Origin of the sequence: Archangium minus, from assembly GCF_044360475.1 — a bacterium.
Taxonomy (GTDB): domain Bacteria; phylum Myxococcota; class Myxococcia; order Myxococcales; family Myxococcaceae; genus Archangium; species Archangium minus.
In genome coordinates, this window is sequence record NZ_CP043494.1 from 4,922,152 (window position 1) to 4,944,077 (window position 21,926).

Annotated in this window: 21 protein-coding genes; 12 read left to right on the forward strand and 9 right to left on the reverse strand. The window is 67.2% G+C overall.

What is annotated here, in order from left to right:
• Nucleotides 1–17: 17 nt before the first annotated feature.
• Nucleotides 18–1,670 (reverse strand): chaperonin GroEL, encoded by a 1,653-nt coding sequence (gene groL / locus F0U60_RS20410; RefSeq protein ID WP_395822425.1) that lies wholly within the window; start codon nucleotides 1,668–1,670, stop codon nucleotides 18–20.
• A gap of 44 nt (nucleotides 1,671–1,714) precedes the next feature.
• Nucleotides 1,715–2,005: a co-chaperone GroES gene (groES, locus tag F0U60_RS20415; protein WP_203403583.1), complete on the reverse strand. Its 291-nt coding sequence runs from the start codon at nucleotides 2,003–2,005 to the stop codon at nucleotides 1,715–1,717.
• 403 nt (nucleotides 2,006–2,408) lie between these two features.
• On the opposite strand from groES, the gene F0U60_RS20420 reads away from it, so the two are divergent.
• From F0U60_RS20420 to F0U60_RS20430, 3 genes are read left to right on the forward strand one after another with little or no spacing between them, the layout of a single operon-like run.
• The gene (locus F0U60_RS20420; protein WP_395822426.1) at nucleotides 2,409–3,002 is read left to right on the forward strand and encodes a hypothetical protein; all 594 of its coding nucleotides are present in this window, start codon (nucleotides 2,409–2,411) and stop codon (nucleotides 3,000–3,002) included.
• Nucleotides 3,003–3,018: 16 nt separating this feature from the next.
• Nucleotides 3,019–3,660 carry a hypothetical protein gene (locus F0U60_RS20425; protein ID WP_395822427.1) on the forward strand — a complete coding sequence of 214 codons (642 nt, stop codon included), beginning with the start codon at nucleotides 3,019–3,021 and terminating at the stop codon, nucleotides 3,658–3,660.
• A 36-nt stretch (nucleotides 3,661–3,696) separates the two neighbouring features.
• Nucleotides 3,697–4,176 (forward strand): NUDIX hydrolase, encoded by a 480-nt coding sequence (locus F0U60_RS20430; protein WP_395822428.1) that lies wholly within the window; start codon nucleotides 3,697–3,699, stop codon nucleotides 4,174–4,176.
• Here F0U60_RS20430 and rpoZ read toward each other — a convergent pair.
• Entirely contained in the window at nucleotides 4,173–4,421 is a 249-nt protein-coding gene (gene rpoZ / locus F0U60_RS20435) for a DNA-directed RNA polymerase subunit omega (protein WP_203403587.1), read from the reverse strand. The two genes, F0U60_RS20430 and rpoZ, sit on opposite strands and share 4 nt — an antisense overlap.
• Before the next feature lie 166 nt (nucleotides 4,422–4,587).
• On the opposite strand from rpoZ, the gene F0U60_RS20440 reads away from it, so the two are divergent.
• The 5 genes from F0U60_RS20440 (at nucleotide 4,588) to F0U60_RS20460 (ending at nucleotide 10,171) form a co-directional block, all read left to right on the forward strand.
• A complete protein-coding gene (locus tag F0U60_RS20440; protein WP_395822429.1) occupies nucleotides 4,588–5,814 on the forward strand; it encodes a hypothetical protein in 1,227 nt (408 codons plus the stop codon).
• 6 nt (nucleotides 5,815–5,820) lie between these two features.
• On the forward strand, nucleotides 5,821–7,005 hold the full coding sequence (locus F0U60_RS20445) for an ABC transporter substrate-binding protein (protein ID WP_395822430.1): 1,185 nt from the start codon (nucleotides 5,821–5,823) through the stop codon (nucleotides 7,003–7,005).
• Nucleotides 7,006–7,133: 128 nt separating this feature from the next.
• Entirely contained in the window at nucleotides 7,134–8,540 is a 1,407-nt protein-coding gene (locus tag F0U60_RS20450; protein ID WP_395822431.1) for a sugar porter family MFS transporter, read from the forward strand.
• 85 nt (nucleotides 8,541–8,625) lie between these two features.
• The gene (locus F0U60_RS20455) at nucleotides 8,626–9,483 is read left to right on the forward strand and encodes a hypothetical protein (RefSeq protein ID WP_395822433.1); all 858 of its coding nucleotides are present in this window, start codon (nucleotides 8,626–8,628) and stop codon (nucleotides 9,481–9,483) included.
• Nucleotides 9,467–10,171 carry a metallophosphoesterase gene (locus F0U60_RS20460; protein ID WP_395825332.1) on the forward strand — a complete coding sequence of 235 codons (705 nt, stop codon included), beginning with the start codon at nucleotides 9,467–9,469 and terminating at the stop codon, nucleotides 10,169–10,171. Before F0U60_RS20455 ends, F0U60_RS20460 begins: the two co-directional genes overlap by 17 nt.
• A 9-nt stretch (nucleotides 10,172–10,180) precedes the next feature.
• Here F0U60_RS20460 and F0U60_RS20465 read toward each other — a convergent pair whose 3' ends face one another.
• From F0U60_RS20465 to F0U60_RS20480, 4 genes are read right to left on the reverse strand one after another with little or no spacing between them, the layout of a single operon-like run.
• On the reverse strand, nucleotides 10,181–11,677 hold the full coding sequence (locus tag F0U60_RS20465) for a DUF4340 domain-containing protein (protein WP_395822435.1): 1,497 nt from the start codon (nucleotides 11,675–11,677) through the stop codon (nucleotides 10,181–10,183).
• Complete coding sequence (locus F0U60_RS20470) at nucleotides 11,674–13,257, reverse strand: GldG family protein (RefSeq protein WP_395822437.1); 1,584 nt, start codon at nucleotides 13,255–13,257, stop codon at nucleotides 11,674–11,676. The genes F0U60_RS20465 and F0U60_RS20470 overlap by 4 nt, the downstream gene beginning before the upstream one ends.
• A 22-nt stretch (nucleotides 13,258–13,279) precedes the next feature.
• A complete protein-coding gene (locus F0U60_RS20475) occupies nucleotides 13,280–14,074 on the reverse strand; it encodes an ABC transporter permease (RefSeq protein WP_395822439.1) in 795 nt (264 codons plus the stop codon).
• 39 nt (nucleotides 14,075–14,113) lie between these two features.
• Nucleotides 14,114–14,845, reverse strand: coding sequence for an ABC transporter ATP-binding protein (locus tag F0U60_RS20480; RefSeq protein WP_395822441.1), 732 nt, complete (start codon nucleotides 14,843–14,845; stop codon nucleotides 14,114–14,116).
• A gap of 207 nt (nucleotides 14,846–15,052) precedes the next feature.
• Here F0U60_RS20480 and F0U60_RS20485 point away from each other — a divergent pair, with 207 nt between their 5' ends.
• The 4 genes from F0U60_RS20485 to F0U60_RS20500 all read left to right on the forward strand — a co-directional run bounded on the left by F0U60_RS20485 (nucleotide 15,053) and on the right by F0U60_RS20500 (nucleotide 20,044).
• On the forward strand, nucleotides 15,053–16,249 hold the full coding sequence (locus F0U60_RS20485; RefSeq protein ID WP_395822443.1) for an aspartate kinase: 1,197 nt from the start codon (nucleotides 15,053–15,055) through the stop codon (nucleotides 16,247–16,249).
• A gap of 110 nt (nucleotides 16,250–16,359) precedes the next feature.
• Entirely contained in the window at nucleotides 16,360–18,900 is a 2,541-nt protein-coding gene (locus F0U60_RS20490) for a N,N-dimethylformamidase beta subunit family domain-containing protein (RefSeq protein WP_395822445.1), read from the forward strand.
• Between the two features lie 368 nt (nucleotides 18,901–19,268).
• Nucleotides 19,269–19,484 carry a hypothetical protein gene (locus tag F0U60_RS20495; RefSeq protein ID WP_395822447.1) on the forward strand — a complete coding sequence of 72 codons (216 nt, stop codon included), beginning with the start codon at nucleotides 19,269–19,271 and terminating at the stop codon, nucleotides 19,482–19,484.
• An 8-nt stretch (nucleotides 19,485–19,492) separates the two neighbouring features.
• The gene (locus F0U60_RS20500) at nucleotides 19,493–20,044 is read left to right on the forward strand and encodes a hypothetical protein (RefSeq protein ID WP_395822449.1); all 552 of its coding nucleotides are present in this window, start codon (nucleotides 19,493–19,495) and stop codon (nucleotides 20,042–20,044) included.
• A 7-nt stretch (nucleotides 20,045–20,051) separates the two neighbouring features.
• On the opposite strand, the gene F0U60_RS20505 is transcribed toward F0U60_RS20500, so the two are convergent.
• Nucleotides 20,052–20,996, reverse strand: coding sequence for an ATP-binding protein (locus F0U60_RS20505; RefSeq protein ID WP_395822451.1), 945 nt, complete (start codon nucleotides 20,994–20,996; stop codon nucleotides 20,052–20,054).
• Nucleotides 20,997–21,065: 69 nt separating this feature from the next.
• On the reverse strand, nucleotides 21,066–21,716 hold the full coding sequence (locus F0U60_RS20510) for a hypothetical protein (RefSeq protein ID WP_395822453.1): 651 nt from the start codon (nucleotides 21,714–21,716) through the stop codon (nucleotides 21,066–21,068).
• Between the last annotated feature and the right edge of the window lie 210 nt (nucleotides 21,717–21,926).

Genomic DNA, 21,926 nt, shown 5'->3' on the forward strand with positions numbered 1-21,926 from the left:
CGATGCTCGGGCAGGCACTACATGCCCATGCCGCCCATGCCGCCCATACCACCCATGCCGCCCATGCCACCGGCGGCGCCAGCGCCCTCCTTCTCCTCCTTCGGGCGCTCGGCCACCATGGCCTCGGTGGTGAGCATGAGGGAGGCAACGGAGGCCGCGTTCTGCAGCGCGTAGCGGCTCACCTTGGCCGGGTCGATCACGCCCGCGGCCAGCAGGTCCTCGTAGACGCTGGTCGCGGCGTTGAAGCCGTACGAGCCAGTGCCCTCCTTGACCTTGTTCACGATCACGCTGCCCTCGAGACCGCCGTTGGCGACGATCTGACGCAGCGGCTCCTCGACCGCGCGGCGGATGATGTCCACGCCGAACTTCTCACCGGCCTCGACCTTGAGGGAGTCCAGCGCCTTGGAGCAGCGCAGCAGGGCCACGCCACCACCAGGGACCACGCCCTCCTCGACGGCGGCGCGGGTCGCGTTGAGGGCGTCCTCCACGCGAGCCTTCTTCTCCTTCATCTCGGTCTCGGTCGCGGCGCCCACGTTGATGACGGCCACGCCGCCCACCAGCTTCGCCAGACGCTCCTGGAGCTTCTCGCGATCGTAGTCGCTGGTGGTCTCCTCGATCTGAGCGCGGATCTGCTTCACGCGCGCCTCGATGTCCTTCTGGGCGCCCGCACCGTCGACGATCGTGGTGTTGTCCTTGTCGATGGTGATGCGCTTGGCCCGACCCAGATCCTGGATCGTCAGCGTCTCCATCTTGATGCCCAGCTCCTCGGCGATCATCCGGCCGCCCGTCAGGGTGGCGATGTCCTCGAGCATGGCCTTGCGACGGTCACCGAAGCCCGGCGCCTTCACCGCCGCCACGTTCAGCACGCCGCGGATCTTGTTCACCACCAGGGTGGCCAGGGCCTCGCCCTCGATGTCCTCGGCGATGATCAGCAGCGGCTTGCCGGAGCGGGCCACCTGCTCGAGGATGGGGAGCATGTCCTTCATCGACGAGATCTTCTTCTCGTTGATGAGGATGAGGGCGTCGTTGAGCACGACCTCCATGCGGTCCGGATCCGTCACGAAGTACGGAGAGAGGTAGCCGCGGTCGAACTGCATACCCTCGACCACGTCCAGGGTGGTGTCGAGACCCTTGGCCTCCTCCACCGTGATGACGCCCTCCTTGCCGACCTTCTCCATCGCATCGGCGATGATCTGACCGATGGTGGTGTCGCCGTTGGCGGAGATGGTACCGACCTGGGCGATCTCCTTCTTGTCCTTGGTCGGCTTGGCCAGGTTCTTCAGCTCGGCCACGATGGCAGCCACGGCCTTGTCGATGCCGCGCTTGATGTCCATCGGGTTGTGACCGGCGGCCACCAGCTTCGCGCCCTCGCGGAAGATGGCCTGGGCCAGCACGGTCGCGGTGGTGGTGCCGTCACCGGCCACGTCGGAGGTCTTCGAGGCAACCTCCTTCACCATCTGCGCGCCCATGTTCTCGAACTTGTTCTCGAGCTCGATCTCCTTGGCAACGGTCACGCCGTCCTTGGTGATCGTGGGGGAGCCGAACGACTTCTCGATCACCACGTTGCGGCCCTTGGGGCCCAGGGTGACCTTCACCGCGTCGGCCAGGATGTTCACGCCGCGCAGGATGGACTCGCGCGCGCGGACGTCGAAAAGAATGTCCTTCGCCATGTTGATTGATTCCTTGTGGGTAAAAGGGGAGAGGAGAAGCGGGATTACTTCTCGACCACGCCGAGCACATCCTCCTCACGCAGGATGAGGTGCTCCTCGCCGTCCAGCTTGATCTCCGTGCCCGCGTACTTGCTGAAGAGGATGGTGTCGCCGGCCTTGATGTCCAGCGGGCGCACCTTGCCGTCCTCGAGCACCTTGCCGTTGCCGACCGCGACCACGTGGCCCTCGAGCGGCTTCTCCTTGGCGGTCTCCGGGATGTACAGACCACCCTTGGTCTTGTTCTCCTCGGCCACGCGCTTGACGATCAGACGATCCTGCAGGGGACGAATCTTCACGGTTTGTCTCCTTCCGATGAGGCACTCCAGGGAGCGGAGCACCCGTTGGGGTTGGAATAGGGCTTCGGGGCCCAGGCGATTGGCACTCGCACCTCATGAGTGCTAACCACCAAGCGCGCGGGATAATAACCAGCGAAGTTGACCCGTCAAGCGAGCCCATACCCGAGGGCCGGCCGGCGCCAACCCCCCGTCACAACTTGGTTTTTCGACTCTGTCTTCCCGTGGACGTCCCATACCGGGAGAGCGTCCGGGGGAGCCGTTTTTGGCAGTCACCCGGGGCGAGTGCCAGCGTAAGTGCCCGGAATGATTGGAGGTCTTTTTGCGGAGAGTGGGGGGCCGTTGGTAACTTTTTCATGGCGTCCCCGGCCCGTTCTTCCCCGGGGACGAGGGAGGTCGAGAGTCCATGAGTCAACTGGTGACGGCCCCGTCGTTGAAGGAGTTCTTCAAGGCGCTGTTGGAGGAAGTCATTCGGCGCCAGAAGATCGCGGTCGCGGAGACGACCGAGTTCTATCTGGTGAACCTGCTGGCCGAGTTCGCCTGCTCGGACAACCTGTTCAGCAAGGGACAGGACGGGCGCCAGGAGCAGGAGCCGCTGGCCATGCTGTACCACCGCGCGCTCCAGCAGCAGCGAGACGAGCGCATCCGGACGCTGCGGCGGCTGGGGGATGTGTCGCTCTACCAGGCGGGCTTCTTCTCGGGCGCGCTGCGCGAGGGCCCGGTGGGGCAGGACTACTACATCCAGATGGGCGGGGCGGCGTATGCGCAGGTGGCGGACCTGTCGCCCGCCGCGGGCTTCGCTGGCGTCTACCGCGAGCTCTGCGCGAAGTTCCGCGCGTTGGTGGATGTGCTGGAGGAGATTGCCGCGCGAGGGCTGGTGCAGAACGGCCCTACGGGCGCCCTCAAGGTGTACGAGAGCTGGGTGCGCACGGGCAACGATCGGCTGGAGCAGGTGCTCGTGGACGCCGGGATGGTGGTGCCCAAGGGTCTGCCGAACTGAGCCGGGGAGCCACCGCATGATCAGCCGCGTTCAGGCGCACCTGGAGGCGATCTACGGAATTACCTGCGCCGCTCAGGCGGAGGGCTTCGTGGTGGATAGGGAGGCCGCCGTCCAGCTCGGCGCCAGCGGGCGCGCCGACGAGGAGCTGTTGGTGCTCGCGGGGGAGGGGGAGCTGGAGCTCGCCCTCTACCTCTCTCCCTCGCTCCTGCACCGCCTCAAACCCTACGAGAGCGGCCCGGTGGCTTCGATGCTGGAGCGTGAACTGGATGGCTTCTGCCAGCTCGCCGAGGGCGTGTCCCACTTTGTCTATGTGGTGCACACGGCCATACATGAGCGTACCGTGTCCCTGCTGGAGCTGGAGGCCCAGGCGGAGGTGGACAAGTTCGCCCTGTGCCTGCTGCACCGGTGGGGGGACGGCGTAGGGACGTGGGCGGAGGAGCTGCGGCGGCGGCTGTTTGACCGGGTGTCCTACCGGGAGCGGCTGACGCAGGCGGAGCGCTGGCGGTATGAGGAGGCCAATCGGCTGTCGCGCAACTTCTGCTCCCGGCTGATGAGGCACGTGGCGGGCCGGAGGCTGGAGCGGCTGTTGTCCGACTTGCGTTACGCGTACCGGTTGGGCGCAGAAGCCAAGCTGCGCCACTTTGCTCAAGTCTCCTGAACGCGGGGGCCGGGCATCGGTTACCTTGTGGGCGTTATGCCCCGTGAGGCGTCCGCCGGAGGAGTCGTTGTCCGAGAGCAGGGGAGCGAGCTGGAGGTGGCCGTCATCCGGCCCCACGGTCGCTCCCTGTGGGCGCTTCCCAAGGGACACGTGGACCCCGGGGAGTCACCCGAGCAGACGGCCGTCCGTGAGGTGTGGGAGGAGACGGGCCTGAAGGCCACGCTCGTCGCGCCGCTGGGGGAGATCCGCTACGTCTACCAGTTCCGCGGCCAGCGCATCTTCAAGCGCGTGCACTTCTTCCTCTTCCGTTACCAGTCGGGGGTGCTGGGAGACATCCAGCACGAAGGTCACCGGGTGGAGGTGGACGAGACGCGCTGGGTTCCGCTGGCTCGGGCCGCGGCCATGCTGGGCTACAAGGGCGAGAAGGCCATCGCCGCGCGCGCGGCCAGGATGCTGCTGCGCGCGGGGGCCACCCTCGCCCTGTCCGGGGTACGCCCGGAGGGCTCCGGGGACTAGGCGCCGTTGGCCTTCTGCTCGGCGGAGGAGTACTTGCCGGTGAGGGCTTCGCGCACGTCACGGTCGAACTTCACCCGGCCGGTGGCGACCTCGCGAAGCGAGAGCACGGGGGGCTTGTTCTTGGAGATGTCGATGATGGGGCGGGCGCCGGCCATGAGCTGACGGGCGCGCTTGGCCGCCAGCAGCACGAGCGCGAAGCGGTTATCGACCAGGGGGAGGCAGTCTTCGACTGTGACGCGAGCCATGGTGGAAAAGGTCCTTCGCTGGGTTCTGCGGTAAGGGAGTGAACCTAAAGAGGGACCCCCATCGAGTCAAGGAAGGATGGCGTCGCCCTCCAGTCCAAGAGAGAGGTCCGGGCGCCTGAGTGCCCGTATGGTAGGCTGTGCGGCTCTGAACGGGGGGTACTGGTCGATGCTTGGAGTCCCATCCGAAGACACTCTGCCCCGGCTCTGGTCCACACCGACCCACGAGGAACTCGACGCCATCGTGCGCGTGACGGATCCGGTCGTCCGCAACCTGCGCATCACCCAAGCGTACCACGCGCTGACGGTCGCGCTCTCCGGCCTGCTCGGGGTGAAGAACGTCAGCTGGTGTGCCTATGCCACGTGGGCCTCCAAGACGGCCGGCGTCTTCATCCGCAAGGACGAGATCCCGGACCTCCTCGGGAACTTCCTGGAGCGGGCGGATGCGACGACGCGCGGCTTCAGCAACCAGCAGCGCTTCCAGACGCAGACGCGGAGCCTGGAATTCAGCCTCCCGAGGTTCGGCCTTCAGCCGGTGCTCACTCGCACCATCGAGCGCATCGCGGACGACATTGCCCACCACATCGCCCGGGGCAACCTGCTCGTCTTCGAGGAGCTTGGCCCCTTCTACGTGGAGATGCTCGCGCGATTCGGTGGCGGTGCACCCCCCGATCAGGACGCGCTGAACGGGCTCCTGGCGCGCCTGCGTCCCGGGCCGGTGGACGAGGGAGGCCAGGAACTGCTCATCCGCGCCGCCACCCACTACCACCAGGCGCTGCACGCACAGGAGCCGAAGGCCCGCGCGGAGCTGCTCTTCCTGGCCAATTCGCTGGTCGGGTTCCACGAGCAGGCACGCCTGCAGGGGCCCATCCTCGACTCCCTGAACGCCCCCTTCCGGGACGTGTTCCTGCACGAGCTGTCCGTCTCCTCGGGACTGCGGGCCTCCGGGCAGGGGGCGTCGGGGCAGCTCCGGGGGGGGGCCGGCCTGGCGATCCAGGAGCTGTCGCTGCGCTCTCTCTTCGAGCCGCTCGCCCGGTGGCTCGAGCGTTTGTGGCGCGAGCTGTCCACGCGGGCCTTCATGCAGCTCGAGCTACCCGACGCGGCACTCAAGATGGGCGAGGACATCCCGGCGCTCACCGCCGAGCGGGACTTCCCTCCCGAGCTTCAGACGCTCTCCCATCCGGAGCTCCTGGCGCTGCTCGCCCGGGTGGACCGGACCCTCAACGATACCCAGGGGAGCGCCGCGCGGGACTGGGGCAACCTGGACGATCGGATGAACTACATCGTCGATCTTTTCCGCACGCGGCAGCAGGATCGACTCCTCTACGATCAGCCCTTCACATACCTCCAGGTGGAAGCCTTCCGGCAGGGGCGGGTGCCTCACGGGCGGCTCTGAGCCAACATGCATCGCCTCCTTCCGTTCATCGCCGCCTTCGCCCTGTGTTCCCTCGCCTGTGAGCGGAAGTCCCCGCCTCCAGCCTCCTCGGCTCCGGCTGCTGCAACCCCGGAGCGGAGTGCCCCTCCCGACGAAGGGCCCATCGTCATCGGCGTGCTGGGGAGCCTCACGGGCTCGGAGGCCTCGTTTGGCACGGTGGTGCGCGACGGCATCTTGTTCGCCGTGGAGCAGGTAAACGCCGCGGGCGGAGTGAGGGGCCGGAAGGTCGAGGTCCGTGCCTACGACACGCAGGGCAAGCTCGAGGAGTCGGTGGCCGCGGCGAAGCGCCTCCTCACGCAGGACCGGGTGGTGCTCATCCTGGGAGATGTGACGTCGTCCGGCTCGCTCGCCATTGCGGACGCGGTGCAGGCGGCGCAAGTGCCCATGGTGACGCCCTCGGCCACCCACCCGGACGTGACGAAGAAGGGCGACTTCATCTTCCGCACCTGCTTCATCGACCCTTTCCAGGGGGGCGCCATGGCACGCTTTGCCCGGGAGAACCTGAAGCTCGACCGCGTGGCCGTGTTGCACGACAGCAAGAACGCCTCCTCGCTCGGGTTGAGCGAGGCCTTCACCGAGGCCTTCAAGAAGCTGGGCGGGACAGTGGTGGCCGTGGAGAGCTACTCCAAGGGCGATACGGACTACCGCGCGCCGCTGCTGGCGGTGAAGAAGGCGAAGCCCCAGGCGCTGTATCTGCCGGGCTTCTACAGTGAGGTGGGCGTCATCGCCCGTCAGGCGCGTGAGCTGGGGCTGACGCAGCCCCTGTTGGGCGGGGACGGCTGGGAGTCGGACCGCCTCTTCGAGCTCGCGGGCGGCGCGCTGGAGGGCGCCTACTACTCGTCGCACTACGCCGAGGACAACCCCGCGCCCGAGCTGCAGCGCTTCATCACCTCGTTCCGGGCGCGCTACGGCCGCTCTCCCGAGGCTGCCTCCGCGTTGGGCTATGACGCCGCGAAGGTGGCGCTCGCGGCCATCGAGCGAGCGAAGTCACTCTCGGGCGCGGACATCCGGGATGCGCTCGCCAGCACGAAGGAGCACCCCGGCGCCACGGGCACGCTCACCCTGGACGCGGACCGCAACCCGGTGAAGCCCGCGGTCATCCTCACGATTCGAGAAGGCCAGCGGCGCTTTGCAGCCGCCGTGACGCCTTGAGTCCCAACGCATCGCGGCAAGAGCACCGAAGGCAGGTGCTCGTTTCCAACGGCGAACATCCGCACTCCGGAAGGGGATGACGGGTGGTCCGGAGTGCGGATGTTGGGGGCGCACTCCGGGAGGTCGGAATGGTGGATGTCCGCGACGACGCGATGGCCGCGGAAGGCTCCGTATCGAAGGTCGTGCTGATTGCCGCGGTGGCCGCAGTGGGTGGCTTCCTGTTCGGTTTCGATACGGCGGTCATCAACGGCGCTGTCGGTGCTCTGGAGTCGACCTTCCAGGCCGGAGACGCGGCCATCGGGCTCTCCGTGTCCTCGGCGCTCCTCGGCTCGGCCCTCGGCGCGTTCATCGGCGGACAGCTGGCGGATCGGCTGGGCCGGATCTGGACCATGGTGGTGGCCTCCGTGCTCTTCAGCGTGGGGACTGTGGGCTCTGGCTTCGCTTTCGGGCTCGTGGACTTCAGCATCTGGCGGTTGTTGGGCGGCATCGCGGTGGGAATCGCCAGCGTCATCGCTCCTGCGTACATCGCGGAGATCGCTCCGGCCCACCTGCGAGGCCGGCTCGGTTCGCTCCAACAGCTGGCCATCGTTCTGGGCATCTTCGCGGCGCTGCTCGTGGATTACGGCATCGCAGCCGGGGCTGGGGGCTCTGCTGAGAATCCCTTCTGGCTGGGGATCGCTGCGTGGCGGTGGATGCTCCTGTCCGAGCTGCCCGTGGCCCTCCTCTATGGCGTGGGCGCCCTCATGATTCCCGAGTCCCCCCGCTACCTGGTCGCGAAGCATCGCGATGAGAAGGCGCGGGCCGTGCTCCGCACCATCGTGGGACGTGCCGCGGAAGCGAAGGTGAATGAAATCCGCCAGACGCTCTCGGCGGAGCACACCAGCCGGTTCGCGGACCTCAAGGGGCGCTTCGGTCTGCTTCCCATCGTCTGGGTGGGCATTGGCCTGTCCGTCTTCCAGCAGTTCGTGGGCATCAACGTCATCTTCTATTACTCGAGCGTGCTCTGGCAGGCGGTCGGGTTCTCGGAGCGGGACTCGCTGGCCATCACCGTCATCACCAGCGTCACCAACATCGTCACCACGTTCATCGCCATCGCCACGGTGGACCGCTTCGGGCGCAAGCCGCTGCTCATCGTGGGCTCGGTGGGTATGTCGCTGACGCTCGGGACGATGGCGTTCGTGTTCGGTACGGCCGGAGTGGACCCCTCGGGCAACCCCGTCCTGCAGGGCGCGGCGGGGCCCGTTGCCCTGGTCGCCGCCAACCTCTACGTCTTCTGCTTCGGCATGTCCTGGGGGCCCGTGGTGTGGGTGCTGCTCGGGGAGATGTTCAACAACCGCATTCGAGGACTCGCGCTGGCGCTCGCTGGCTCGGCGCAGTGGATCGCCAACTTCATCGTCTCCTCCACGTTCCCTGGCTTGCGGACGGCGGGCCTGGGGCTGGCCTACGGCCTCTACACTGGCGCAGCGGTGGTCTCGCTCATCTTCGTGCTCGTCTTCATCCGGGAGACGAAGGGCAAGGAACTGGAGGAGATGTAGCCTTTTGGGTGGCTCCCTGGCTGCCCTCCGGGCGTACCGGACGGGGGCTCCGACGAGAAAAAGGGCCCGTCCCTAGGTTTGCCGCATGGAAATGCGACACCCCAACCACCCCGGGGACATGGGAATCGACGCCTCGCTCGCGGAGCGGAGCCGGACAACGGACGAGATCAACGCCCGTGGCCGGGCCATCGAGGTGTTGCTGAATGCCGGTGTGCCGTTCTTGGTGGGGGGCGCTTATGCCTACGCCACCTATACGGGCATCTACCGGGATACGAAGGACCTGGATTTGTTCCCTCGCAAACGCGACGCGGAACGGGCGCTCGTGGAGCTGGAGAAGGACGGCTGGCGAACCGAGCGAGCCGACGAGGCGTGGATCTACAAGGCCTATCGGGGCGAGTACTTCGTGGACTTCATCTTCTCCTCTGGCAATGGCGTGGCCACGGTGGACGACGAGTGGTTCGTCCACGCGAAGCCCGCCTCTGTCTTCGGCCATCCCTGTCTGGTGGCTCCGGCCGAGGAGATGATCTGGTCCAAGGCCTTCGTGAACGAGCGAGAGCGGTACGACGGCGCGGACATCAACCACCTCATCCTCAAGATGGGGAGGGGCATGGACTGGGCGCGGCTGCTCAGACGCTTCGACCGGTACTGGGAGGTGCTGCTCAGCCACCTGATGATGTTCCGCTTCGCCTACCCATGTGAGCGCGACCTGATTCCTGTGTGGCTGATGACGGAGCTCATGTCGCGCACGCTGGACACCCTCAAGGAGGGCAACTGGGACGAGCGGTTGTGTCGCGGCAACCTCATCTCGAGGGTGAATTACTCAGTGGACATTCATCATTGGGGATACGGCGACGGCCGGTCCTGGGACGAGCGAGAGCGAGAGAAGGGGGAGGCACGTGGCGCGGGACGCGAACTCGAAAATACGGCTGGCGGCGGTCGGTGACCTGCACTGCCGGGAGGATCAACACGGCCGCTTTCGTCAGCTCGTCAAACAGATCAACGCGGAAGCAGACATGCTGTTGCTGTGCGGGGATCTGACGGATCGTGGCATGGTGGAGGAGGGCAAGGTGCTCGCCGAGGAGCTGTCGGCCCTGCGGGTGCCGGTGGCGGCGGTGCTCGGCAACCACGACTACGAGCACAACCAGGCGAAGGAGATCTGCGGCGAGCTGTCGCGGGCGGGGGTGCACATCCTCGATGGGGATCACTTCATCTTCGAGAAGGTGCTGGGCGTGGCCGGGGTGAAGGGCTTCGGCGGCGGCTTCGGCAATGCCACGCTGCAGGCCTTCGGCGAGGGGCAGACGAAGTCCTTCGTGCAGGAGGCGGTGCATGAGTCGCTCAAGCTGGAAGCGGCGCTCAGCCACCTCGACACCCCGAAGAAGGTGGTCATCATGCACTACTCGCCGGTGCCGGAGACGCTGGAGGGCGAGAACATTGAGATTCGTCCCTTCCTCGGGACGAGCCGCCTGGCGATGCCGGTGGACCACTATGGGGCGGAGGCTGTCTTCCATGGTCACGCGCACCATGGCGCGCCCGCCGGAAAGACGAAGAGCGGCATCCCTGTCTACAACGTGGCGATGCCGCTCATGACGAAGATGCACCCCGAGCAGCGCTTCCTGCTGCTCGAGGTGTGAGGCGGGGGCTCAGGGCGAGCTCTTCGCGGCCGGCGCGCCGTCCAGGAGATCTGTCAGGCTCATGGGCAGCGCGTCGAGGGCCGACTTGTCCAGCTCGAAGACGTCCTCGGACGAGCCGCGGGCCCAGACGCGCTGCGGGTTGCCCTTCACCGGGTTGCCGATCCACAGCCGGGCGATGAGCTGGCCGGTGTCGTCCATCAGCGACACTCCGCGAGACGTATCGCTGATGCCATAGCGGGCCCAGTTCTTCGGGTTGGCCTCGGTGATGGCCGCGGCCTCGAGCTTCTCCAGCGAGCTCAGCAACGAGGCCAGCTTGAACTCCTTGGCCAGGCCTCGCATGGGGGCTTCCACCTCCCAGCGCTGGGTGTCCGGGGCTCTCATCAGCGTGATCGTCTCGCCGCCAGCGGCCGGGTGGATGGTGAATTTCCGCACGTCCTTGGCCTGGAGCGCGAGCACCTTCTTGTCCTTGAAATCCAGCGCCGGGACGTCCAGGTCATTGAGCGTCCCCAGGTCCACCACGCCGAGCACGACCTCCGAGCCCCACTCGGTCAGCGCGAAGGTCTGCTTGGCCCCGAGCAGCTCCGCCTCGGCCAGGCGCAGGCGCAGGGGCACGCCGATTTTGGGGACGAAGGTTGCGTCGACCAGGGGCTTCTCCAGCCCCTTGCGCGCCTTCTCCTCCTCGTCGGGCTTGGGGAAGGTGATGATCCTGCGGAAGCGGAGCTCCGACACCATCCGGGCGACCCGCTGGGGAGCCGCGCGCAGCGTCACCGGCTGCGTCAGCTGCCACGGCTTTTCAGTCGTGGCGCGCTCCAGGGTGAAGGCGTTCTTGCGTGCCTTCACCTCGATGCGCAGCAGCGAGGACTCCTCCAAGGGGAAGACCTGGCGGTCACGCCATTCGGAGGTGCTCTTCTGCAGCGCGAAGCGGAGTGCACCGCCAGCGAGGTACACGCGCGGGTCCCCCTCTCGGCGCAGGTACGCTGTGCCGTCGAAGGGATTCTCGACGCCAAGGTAGAAGGTCACCGAGCGCTGGCGTGCCGGATCATCCTTCCCTCCGCCCTGGGCGTCCGGCACATAGGCGCGGGCCGTCACGGTGGCGCGGGGCGGCTTGAGCCCATAGCGCTCCAGGTCCGCGTCGGTGGGATTCTCCTCGAGAGTCGCCTTGAACTTCGCGGCGGCGAGCTCGCTGATGAGGGTGTCCATCTGCTCCTTGTCCGCGAGCGCGGAGACCGGCGAGGTGACGCGCCAGACGCCCTCCTGGAGCTCCATCTCCGTCTTCGAGTGGGGCAGCTCCACGGAGACCCAGGTGAAGCGCAGCGCGGGAGCCGTTCCCGCGTCCGTGTCACCCTTGCCAGGGGCGTCGACGGCGAAGAGCTTGCCCTCCACCTCCTTGCGCTCGGCCTCCTTCTCCTCCGGCTTCATCACGCCGAAGTACGCGTAGAGCCCGAGCCCACCCGCCACCACGGTGGCGATCAGCAACGTCACGAGGTTCTTCTGCTGGGCGTTCACTTGTTTCGCCTCGAGAGCCAGATGGCCAACCCCACGCCGAGCAGCGTCAGGGGAAGGACGTCAGTGGATACGAAACGGATGCGGTTGAGCATGTCCGCGTCCAGTTGGAGGGTGGAGGCCGCGCGATCCGGTGGGCGGATGGTGACCTTGTCCTGCTGGCTGGTGGCCCAGGCCAGGGTGTTCATCACCAGGTTGCGGTTGCCCTCGTGGCCCCAGTTGGAGTCGAGCAGGAGCTCCGAGTCACCCACCACCACGATCCGCGCCTCGTCGAAGCGCCGGGTCTGCTCGCCCGAGGTGTTGCGCGTGCTGGCCGCCACCAGGGGGAGCTGACCTTTCTTCTCTCCCTCGGTGGGGGCCGGCTTGTCGTCGGGGGTCGTCTCCACCCAGCCGAAGGGCGAGGTGAGGACCACGGGCTCCACCTTCACGCCCGCAGCAAGGCCCTCGGTGAGCACGGTGATGCTGCGCGAGGTGGGGAACTCGACGTTGAGCTGCCGCTGGCGCAGGGGCCAGGCGATCTCGTGGTTACCAAAGAAGAGCGAGAGGACGACGTAGGGGCTGCCACCGTTGAACTGCGCGTCGGCGACCACGCCCTTGTCGAGCGCCAGGCCGTACTCCGCGAGCAGCCTCGCCAGCTCATCGCCCGGCTCACCATAGGCCTCGGCGAAGTAGACCAGCCGGCCACCCGCGGCCAGGTACCTGCGCAGCGACTCCACCTCCGGCGGGCTGAAGGGGGCCTTGGAGCCAGCGATGACCACCAGCGCCGCGTCCCGGGGCACCGTGGTGCCTCCCGCGAGGTTGAGCTCCCGGGCGACGTAGCCCTCTTGGCGGAGCTGCTGCTTCATCTCCAACAGGCTCGTCACCCGCCCGCGCTGGCCGGGCATGGCGATCTGCCCCTCCAGCGACCACTCGCCATGGCCGATCACGAAGTACACCGTCTGGTCGCTCACCTTGTTGAGCTTGAGGAGGGCGTTGGTGAGCTCCTGCTCGCTGATGACGTGGAGCTTGGTGTGCGCCTCATTGGCACCCTCGCCCCGCGTGAGCACCACCGTCGTCTGCCCCTCGCGCAGCTCGTACTTCTTGGCCAGGTCCGGGTGACGCCGTGGATCCTTGAAGGAGTAGTCGAACTTGTCTGGCGCCTCGATGTGGTAGCGCTCGAAGGTGCTCTGGAGCGCCTCGTGGGCGGGGTGATCCGTCGGGATGAAGCCGATGGCCCGCACCGGCTCGGTGAGTCCGTGGAGCGTGCTCACCGTCTGGGGCGAGAGCGTGAAGACCTTCTGCTCCGTCAAATCCCAGCGCTTGTTCTTCTTGTGGGCGATGTAGTTGAGCGTCACCAGCGCGCCCAGCGTCACCAGCACGATGAGCGTGGTGCTGGCGAAGAAGAAGCTGGAGCGCCGCGAGGCGAACTGGCCGAACTGCTTGAAGTTGGTGGCGAAGTACAGGCCCACCAGCACCAGGCCGGCCACCACCTTCGTGGCGACGATGGGGATGGAGCCCGAGGTGAAGAAGAGGGTGAAGGGGCTGGAGAAGAGCAGCAGCAGCCCGAACCCGCCCAGAATCTTGCCGATGTTGGCCGCTTTCATTGGCGTCCTCGCGGGGGGCATGTCACGCCCAGCGCTGTGCCTCCACCGAGCGGTGGCTGAGCAGCAGCGAGAAGAAGATGACGGACAGGAAGAAGATGGGCGCCTCCAGGTCCAGCACGCCGCGCAGCAGTCCCGTCAGCTGCGCGTCGAAGGACAGGTGGCTGATGAAGGAGCGCAAGGGCTCCTCGGCGGCCTGGGCCAGCCCGCGCAGCAGCATCCATGGCAGCAGCACCGCGAAGGTCACCAGGGCCGCCACCATCTGGCTCTCCGTCAGTGTGGAGATGAACATGCCGATGGCCATGCAGGTGGCGCCCCACAGCAGCAGCCCGCCGTAGGCCAGCAGCACGGTGCCCCACTCCAGCACGGTGCCCGAGTCGCTCGAGCCCAGCAGCGACAGCAGCACCGGAAAGACGATGGTGAGCCCCAGCGTGGTGGTGATGATGCCCAGGCCGCCCAGGTACTTGCCCAGGACGATCTCCACCGGCCGTACCGGCGCCGTCATCAGCAGCTCGAACGTCTTGTTGCGCTTCTCCTCGGCGAACAGCCGCATGGAGAGGAAGGGCACCACGAAGAGCGTGATGGTCATCACCGAGGACCAGAAGGGCACCATCACCCCGTCGGTGAGGTTGCGGAACTCCTGGGGGACGCGCTCCCAGCCCAGCGTGCGTGCCATCTCCTGGGCGCGCTGGAACTCGTAGAGGGAGTTGACGAAGAAGAACGACGCGACGGCCAGCATCGCCGTGAAGACCGCGTAGGCCCAGGGCGTGGTGAAGTAGATGGACAGCTCTTTGCGGGCGATCGCCAGCGCGGTGCGCATGGGGCCTCCGTGAACCGAGTGCGAGCGGACGCGCGGGCCTCAGGCCGCGGTCAACTTGATGAAGATCTCCTCCAGCGAGACGTTCTCCGCCTGGCCACCGTGCACGCGCGCCAGCTTGCGGATCTCGTCGTACGCCACCACCCGACCCTGGTTGAGGATGAGGACCTTCTCACAGGTCATCGTCACCTCGGGGAGGATGTGGGTGGAGAGGATGACGGTGTGCTTGCCCGCCAGCCCCTTGATGAGGCTGCGCACCTCGGCGCGCTGGGCGGGATCCAGTCCCTCGGTGGGCTCGTCGAGGATGAGCACCGGTGGCGAGCCGAGCAGGGCCTGGGCGATGCCCACGCGCTGCTTGAAGCCCTTGGAGAGGTTCTGGATGACGCGGCCCATCACGTCGGACAGGCCCGTGAGGCCGCCTACCCGCTCGACCTCTGCTCGCACGCCGCGGCCGGGCAGTCCCTTGAGCTGGGCCACGAACTTCAGGTACCCGACCACCGTCATCTCCGGGTACAGCGGCGGGGTCTCGGGCAGGTAGCCGATCCGCCGCTTGACCTCTAGGGGCTGCTCGAAGACGTCGAACCCCGCCACGCGGGCTGTCCCCTCGGAGGGGGGCAGGAACCCGGTGAGGATCTTCATCGTGGTGGACTTGCCCGCTCCGTTGGGCCCGAGGAACCCGAGGATCTGTCCCTCGGCGACCGAGAAGTTCAGGTGATCCACCGCGACCCGTTCCCGGTATCGCTTGGTGAGGTTCTGGACCTCGATCATGGGCATGGGACGGCTCCGTTCAGAAGCGTACGAGCGGCGGCCGATATAAAAGCCGATTCCGACCTGTCAAGGCAGGCAGGCGGGCATCGGGAAAACGCGGGAGGACGCTGGCGAGCCTTGTGCATGAGGTGCTTCCAGTGTGTCTTGGCGGACACGCCCGGCAGGTTACCTGTGACCTTCGCCGGCCCCTAGGAACAAAGCAGCGGGTGCTTTATGCCAATCGTGGTGCAGAAGTACGGCGGCTCCTCGGTCGCCGATGTGGAGAAGATCCGCAAGGTCGCACGCAGAGTGAAGGACACGCGGGATCGCGGCTACCAGGTGGTGGTGGTTGTTTCCGCCATGGGGGACACGACGGACGAGCTGCTGGCGCTGGCCAAGCAGGTGTCGCCGGATCCGCCGCGGCGCGAGCTGGACATGCTGCTGACGTGTGGGGAGCGCATCTCCATGGCGCTCTTGTCCATGGCGCTCCAGGAGCAGGGGGTGCCCGCCATCAGCTTCACGGGGAGCCAGAGCGGCATCATCACGAATGACGCGCACTCGCAGGCGCGCATCGTGGAGGTGAGGCCCTACCGCATCCAGGACGAGCTGGAGCAGGGCAAGGTGGTCATCGTCGCGGGCTACCAGGGCGTCTCGTACAAGAAGGAAGTGACGACGCTGGGGCGAGGGGGCTCGGACACGACGGCGGTGGCGCTGGCGGCGGCGCTGAGCGCGGAGTCGTGTGAAATCTACTCGGACGTGGACGGGGTGTTCAGCGCGGACCCGCGGGTGGTGCCGGACGCGCGCAAGCTGGAGACGCTCTCGTACGACGAGATGCAGGAGCTGGCGAGCGCGGGCGCGAAGGTGCTCAACGCGCAGGCGGTGGAGTTCGCGAAGGCCAAGGGCATCGTCATCCTGGCGCGCACGGCACACGGGCAGGGGCGGGGGACGGCGGTACAGGAGCTGGTGGCGCCGGCGGACACGCGGGTGAAGGGCGTGACGGCCGAGGCGGAGATGGCGGTGTTGTCGGCGTCGGTGGAGTCGGGGCGGGTGCCGGAGCTGCTGGAGTTCCTGGACGCGCGAGGCGTGCGCGGCAGGGCGTTGGCGTTTGACGGGCTGGTGGGGCGCGAGGGGAGGGCGTTCATCGCAGTGCCGTTGCAGGACGTGCACGGGCTGGAGGCGCTGAAGCGGGACGTGGGGGCGCGCTTCGGCGAGGTGGTGACGCTGCGGGAAGAGGTGGGGACGGTGACGGCGGTGGGCGCGGGGCTGAACGCGGACTGGAGCTACCTGCGCAGGGCGCTGGGGGTCGCGGAGGAGCTGGGCGCGAAGGTGCATGCGGTCCACACCTCGCCTCTGCAGCTCTCGTTGTTGGTGGATAAACAGCACCTCAAGCCGCTCACGGCGAGACTGCACCGCGAGTTCCTCGGAGCCTGATCCCCGGCGGGTGCCAATCTGTCCGGGAGTGCCACCCCAGAATGGGAGGAACACTTCCCATCCTGGGCCTCGTGCTTACCCTCGCAGCCCCATGGGGGGTGGAGGCGGGCATGGGAAAGGGTGGTCGGATCATCGGGTTGTTGGCTGCCGGACTGTGCCTCCTGAGCCTGGCCGGAGGGTGTGAGGAGTCGACCTCGGGCAACGGTGGTTCAGGAGGAGGAGGGCGGGACACTCCGCCGCTCCAGAGCCCTGATGGCGGGCAGCCAGACAACGGGGATGGTGGCCCGATACAGCCCCCGGAGGATGGGGGGACGGGCTCGGAGGTGCCTCCGCACGACGCCGAGGCCATCCGCAAGGAGAACGCGCGCCCGGGGACGAAGGCGTGGCGGATCACGAATCGTGCGGCCAACAACAACGAGATTGAAGGCTACGCGCTCGTCTCCACGGTGACGCAGGGCGAGCGGGTGCCCATCGCGGTGTCGGTGACGGGCGGGCCGCGCAAGTTCACGTGGGAGGTGTACCGGCTCGGCTACTACGGTGGCACGGGCGGACGCGAGGTGGCGCGAGGGGGTCCGCTGCAGGCGGTGCCCCAGGCGCCGTGCCCGGCGCAGCAGCCCACGGGCATCGTGGCCTGCAACTGGACGCCGACGCTGGAGCTCGAGACGGACGCGCGCTGGGTGCGCGGGGTGTACGTGGTGAAGCTGGTGCGGGATGACGGCTACCAGCGCTACGTGCCGTTCTTCGTGAGGGATCCGCTGCCGCGCTCGGAGGTGATGGTGATCATCCCGACGCACACCTGGCAGGCGTACAACACGTGGGGAGGCACGAGCCTCTACGACGACAAGTTCCGCATCACGGGGGTGGGGCGTGCCTTCCAGGCGTCGTTCGATCGGCCCTACTACCGAGGCTACGGCTCGGGGCACCTGCTGGATGATGATCAGGGGCTCGTCATGTGGCTGGAGGCGCAGGGGCTGGACGTGTCCTACGTGACGGACGAGGAGATGGACCGGAGCGGGGACGCGCTGAACCACGCCCGGGTCTTCTTCCTCTCGGGCCATGACGAGTACTGGACGCGCACGCAGCGGGACCGAGCGGACAAGGCACTGGCCGAGGGTCGGTCGATCATCAACCTCGGAGCGAACCAGGCCTACTGGCAGGTGCGGCTCGAGCCGTCTGCGGATGGTCGGCCGAGGCGCATCGTCACCTGCTACAAGGGCGACTCGAGGGATCCGATGGGCGTGAAGAGCCTGGATCGGACGACGAAGTTCCGAGACCTGGCGACGCCGAGGCCGGAGAACGCGCTGCTGGGGGTGATGTTCTCCAGTCGGTGGCACCAGTTCGCCTTCCCGACGATCATCACGAAGGCGGACCACTGGGCCTTCGAGGGGACGGGGCTGAAGAACGGGGACACGCTGTGGAGGGCCAACGGCTACGAGCAGGATCAGGTGGTGTCCAACAGCCAGTCGCCGGCAGGGCTGGAGGTGCTGGCCGAGTCTCCCGCGCTCTCGCTGCAGGGGGCGTTCGGCTTCGGGCAGATGGTGGTGTTCCGCAAGGGGGACGCGTGGGTGTTCTCGGCGGGGGGCATCGACTTCGTGCACACGCTGGGAACGGGCGAGGCGGCGGATCCCCGTGCGGCGCGCCTGGTGGCCAACGTCCTCTACCGGGCGCTGGGGAGGTCGGTGCCGAAGAACCTGGTGGTGCTGCCGACGACGCCGTTGCCGAAGGCGCGAGGCCCCTTCGCCTCCTCGGTGAGGACGGTGGGGGGACAGCCGGGGAAGCGGGGTGACCAGGATGGCGGGCCGGGCCGGGGGCTGCTGGCCGCGCCAGTGGCGGTGGCGGTGCTGCCCGGTGGAGGCTGGGCGGTGGCGGACGCGCTGGCCAACAAGGTGAAGCGGGTGGCACCGGACGGGAGCATCACGACGCTCTCGCAGGTGCGGCTCAATGGCCCGATGGGGATCGCCGCGGACGCGCAGGGGAACGTCTACGTGTCCGACTCGGACAACTACTGCATCCGCCGCATCGCGCCGGACGGGACGACGACGGTGTTCGCCGGAGCGGTGATGGAGCCGGGGATGATGGATGGGCCCGCGGCGCAGGCGCGCTTCAACCAGCCGGCGGGGCTGGCCATGACGCCGCAGGGGGAACTGCTGGTGGCGGACCTGGGCAATGGCGTCATCCGGCGGATCGATCTGCTGACTCCAGGCAATCCGGTGACGACGCTGCCGTCGAACCTATGGCTGTACCGGCCCTCGGCGGTGGCGGCGGGGCCGGACGGGACGGTGTACGTGGTGGAGACGGGGATGTCGCGCGTGATGGCGCTGCGCAACGGCACGGTGAGCGTGTTGGCGGGTTCCCCGCCGGGAGGCTTCGCGGAAGGGGAGGGGGAGAGCGCGAGGATGCTGCCGTACCTGGGCATCGCGGTGCTGCCGGATGGAAACATCGCGGTGTCGGATCCAGGCAACTACCGGGTGAGGCGCATCACCCCGAGCGGGGTGGTGACGACGCTGGCGGGCTCGGGCCACTTCGGGTCGCGCGATGGGGCGGGAGACGACGCGAACCTGGTGTTGCCCGCGGGCCTCGCGGTGGGTCCGGACGGAACGCTGTACGTGGCGGACTCGGGCAACGCGCTGCTGCGCGCCATCAAGCCGTGACCTGAGCCAACACTCTCATCGCGGAATTACCGGGGCTTCCCCACGTCTGGGGTATGATTACAGGCGTGGCCCCGGTGTTTCGCGGAGGGAGTCATGCCTGGCTGGATGTGGCTTCTGGGTGTGCTGGTACTGTCCGCTGCCTGGGGCTGTAGCCATGGCGGTGCGGAGACCCTTCAGGCTCGCCCCGGATCGAAGATGGCGGTCCACTCTCTATCCGGTGATGAGCCGGAAGAAGGGGTCAGGCTCAAGGGAGGTACGCTCTCCGCTCGTATCTGGGCACTGATCGGGCAGGGCAGTTCGCCGAGGCCGAGGCGCTCATCCTCGAGGGAACATCCGCAGGGCTGCTCTCGAAGCCGCAGGCCACCCGGATGTTGGAGGAAATCGCGAAGCTGACCACGCAACTGGGGACGCTGCCCGCGCGCCTTCAGCGAGCACCGGATTTCCCCTCGCAGCTCAAGGACTACACGCTGTACCAGATTGAGCGGATGTTGAAGGCCAGTGATTTCAGCATCGCGACACAAGCCCAGCTGCAAATGGCCCAAAAGCTGATCAGGCAAGAGGCTCGCCTGATGCAGAAGTCTTGAGGAGCGCCGTGGCACACCTCAGCGTCGAAGAGTTGCTGGCCGAAATGCGCGCGGCTCGAGAGTCAGGAGGGGCCAATCAGGCCAGCACGGAGCAATTGCGGCTGCATCGAGAGCTGGTTGCCACTTGCCCAGCGTTCACTCCGAATCTCTTGGAGCTGGCCCGGCTGTTGTTACTGACCGATGAGCCCGGCGTGGACGCCGGTCAGGCGTTCTCGGAGATTCATCACCTGTTGGAGCAGGCCGTTCGTGCCTCGAATCGGAGCGCCCCATCGCTGCTGGAGCTGGCTCATTTCGTGGACAGCATCCGGAATGCTCCGGATGAAGCAGAAAAGCTCTTCGAGGAAAGCGCGGCGACGGCGTTGAGGTCGCTCGAAGGCGCATGGTCGGCGTTGATCAACCTCTGGACCGTGCAGAACCGTAGGGAAACCCTGGAGAAGGCGTTAGCGCTCGGGGCGCGAGCGGAAAAGCTCTTCCCTGATTCCGCAGGTATTCATGCCGATGTTGCACGTGCACGGAGCTTCGCCGCGCATGCGGGCCTGCTCCCCGACGAGGGCTCTTGAGTCACCGTCAGTGCTTTGAGCGCATCCCGCTCGGAGGCGGGCCCGGCCGCACGTCCAGCTCCTGCCGCATGCGACGCTGATCCGGCGTCTCCTTCGGCAGCTCCACGAAGCTGCACATCTCGCACAACCGGCTGTAGATGCGCTCGCCCACGCGCTCGCGTATCAGCTCCATGTCGCGCGCCGCGGTCTTCGCGTCCTCCGTGGTGCGGTAGCCGCTCGGCGCGGGGGCCCGGGCGGCTCTGCGCTCCGGCTCCAGCGAGTAGTTCGTCGCGAAGAGCGTGGTACGTCCCGCGTTGTAGCGCCGGGCGATCAGCTCATCGAGCGTCTCCATCTCGAACGGGCTGCCGCGTCCCTTGCCCAGCTCGTCGATGGCCAGCACCTCCACGTCCGACAGCGGGCCGATGATCTCCCCGCCGCTCTTCCCCTCCTGGAAGCCACGACGGATGGTGGCGTAGAGCAGGGAGATCTCCACGTACCGGGCCTCTAGCCCCACCTCGAGCACCAGGTGCTTGAGCGTGGCTGTCAGCAGGTGCGTCTTCCCCGTGCCCACCGGGCCACTGAGGACGAACCCCTTGTTCACCCCCGCTTTGTCGTAGTGGTGGGCGAAGTGCATTGCCAGGTTGCGAGCCCGATCCTGCGCCTCGTTGAAGGCCCGGTAGTTCTCGAAGGTCGCGTGTGCCATCACCCCGGGCAGTCCCACCTCGTTGAAGTGGCTCACGCGCTTCGCCCGGTGTTGGCAGACGCAGGGCACCAGCACCTCGTAGCGTTTGGGGCCCACCTTGGCGCTGAAGGTCTCCTCGCGCACTTCGTAGGTGAACCCGCGCCCGTCACACAGGGTGCACCGTGTCGAGCACTTGCACACCCGCGCGTGCGCGCGATCTCCCTGCCGCTCGATGACGTACGTCCGTCCCCCACACTCGCCGCACACCTCGCCGCTCGCCTTCGTGACCATGTCCAAAGGCCATAGCAGAGCCTGCTGACCCTCGTCAGTAGGCTACACCGACGTACACGGGGACCTTCTCTAGGAATCCATCAGCCCCAGCCGCCGGCGCACCACCACCAGCAGCCGGAAGCGCCGGGCCAGGCGCCGCGCACGTGGGGACATGTACTGCTGATCCGTCTCGTCCCCCCAGGCTGACCGCCACAGCTCCAGTCGCTCGGGGAAGGGCAGGGCGCGCAGCAGCACCAGTCCCACCAGGGTCTCCTGGGCCTCCATCCGCGCGAACTCGGTGGGGACCTCGTTCAGCACTCGCTCCATCAGCCGGTGGATCTTCGGCGCAAGTCCCGGCTCCCTCTCGGCGAGCCGCTCCAGCGAGGCCTGCAGTTGCGCGTGTCGCAGCTCCTCCCAGGAGCGCGTCCGGGTCGTGCGTCGGCTTCCCTCGCTGCCTGCCCCGGCCGCGCGCTCCCGGTACTTCTTGATCTCCGCTTCCACCTGCCTGCGGCAGGCCCGGAGGCTGCGCAGCACGGGCTCCCCAGGGCGCGCATCCCACATCGCCTTCTCCGCCGAGCGCGCGATGCCTCGCGCCACCACCTCGAACGGAACTCCCTGCTCGGCCCAGGACGTCAAAAGCTCCGCATCCAGCCCGGACAGCATCAAGCCGCTGCCGCGCATTGCGAGAAAGTAATCCTGCACCAGCTCCGCGAAGCTGGCGTTCTCAGGCAGGAGGCTCATGGAGTGCTACATCTCCGTAGTGGGCAGCCAGAGGGCCGGGCGCAAGACTCCCCCTTACCAGTCGGGGCTGACAGCGCAATACACGAGTCTCTTTTCGCACAGCATTCCTGGAATCTTTCCGATGAGGTCGTAGCGAGCTGGCATACCCTGAAGGGCCTGTTGACCCGTCTTAACGCTCCGCGCATAGTGCGCAGCCTCCCAGATGGAAAT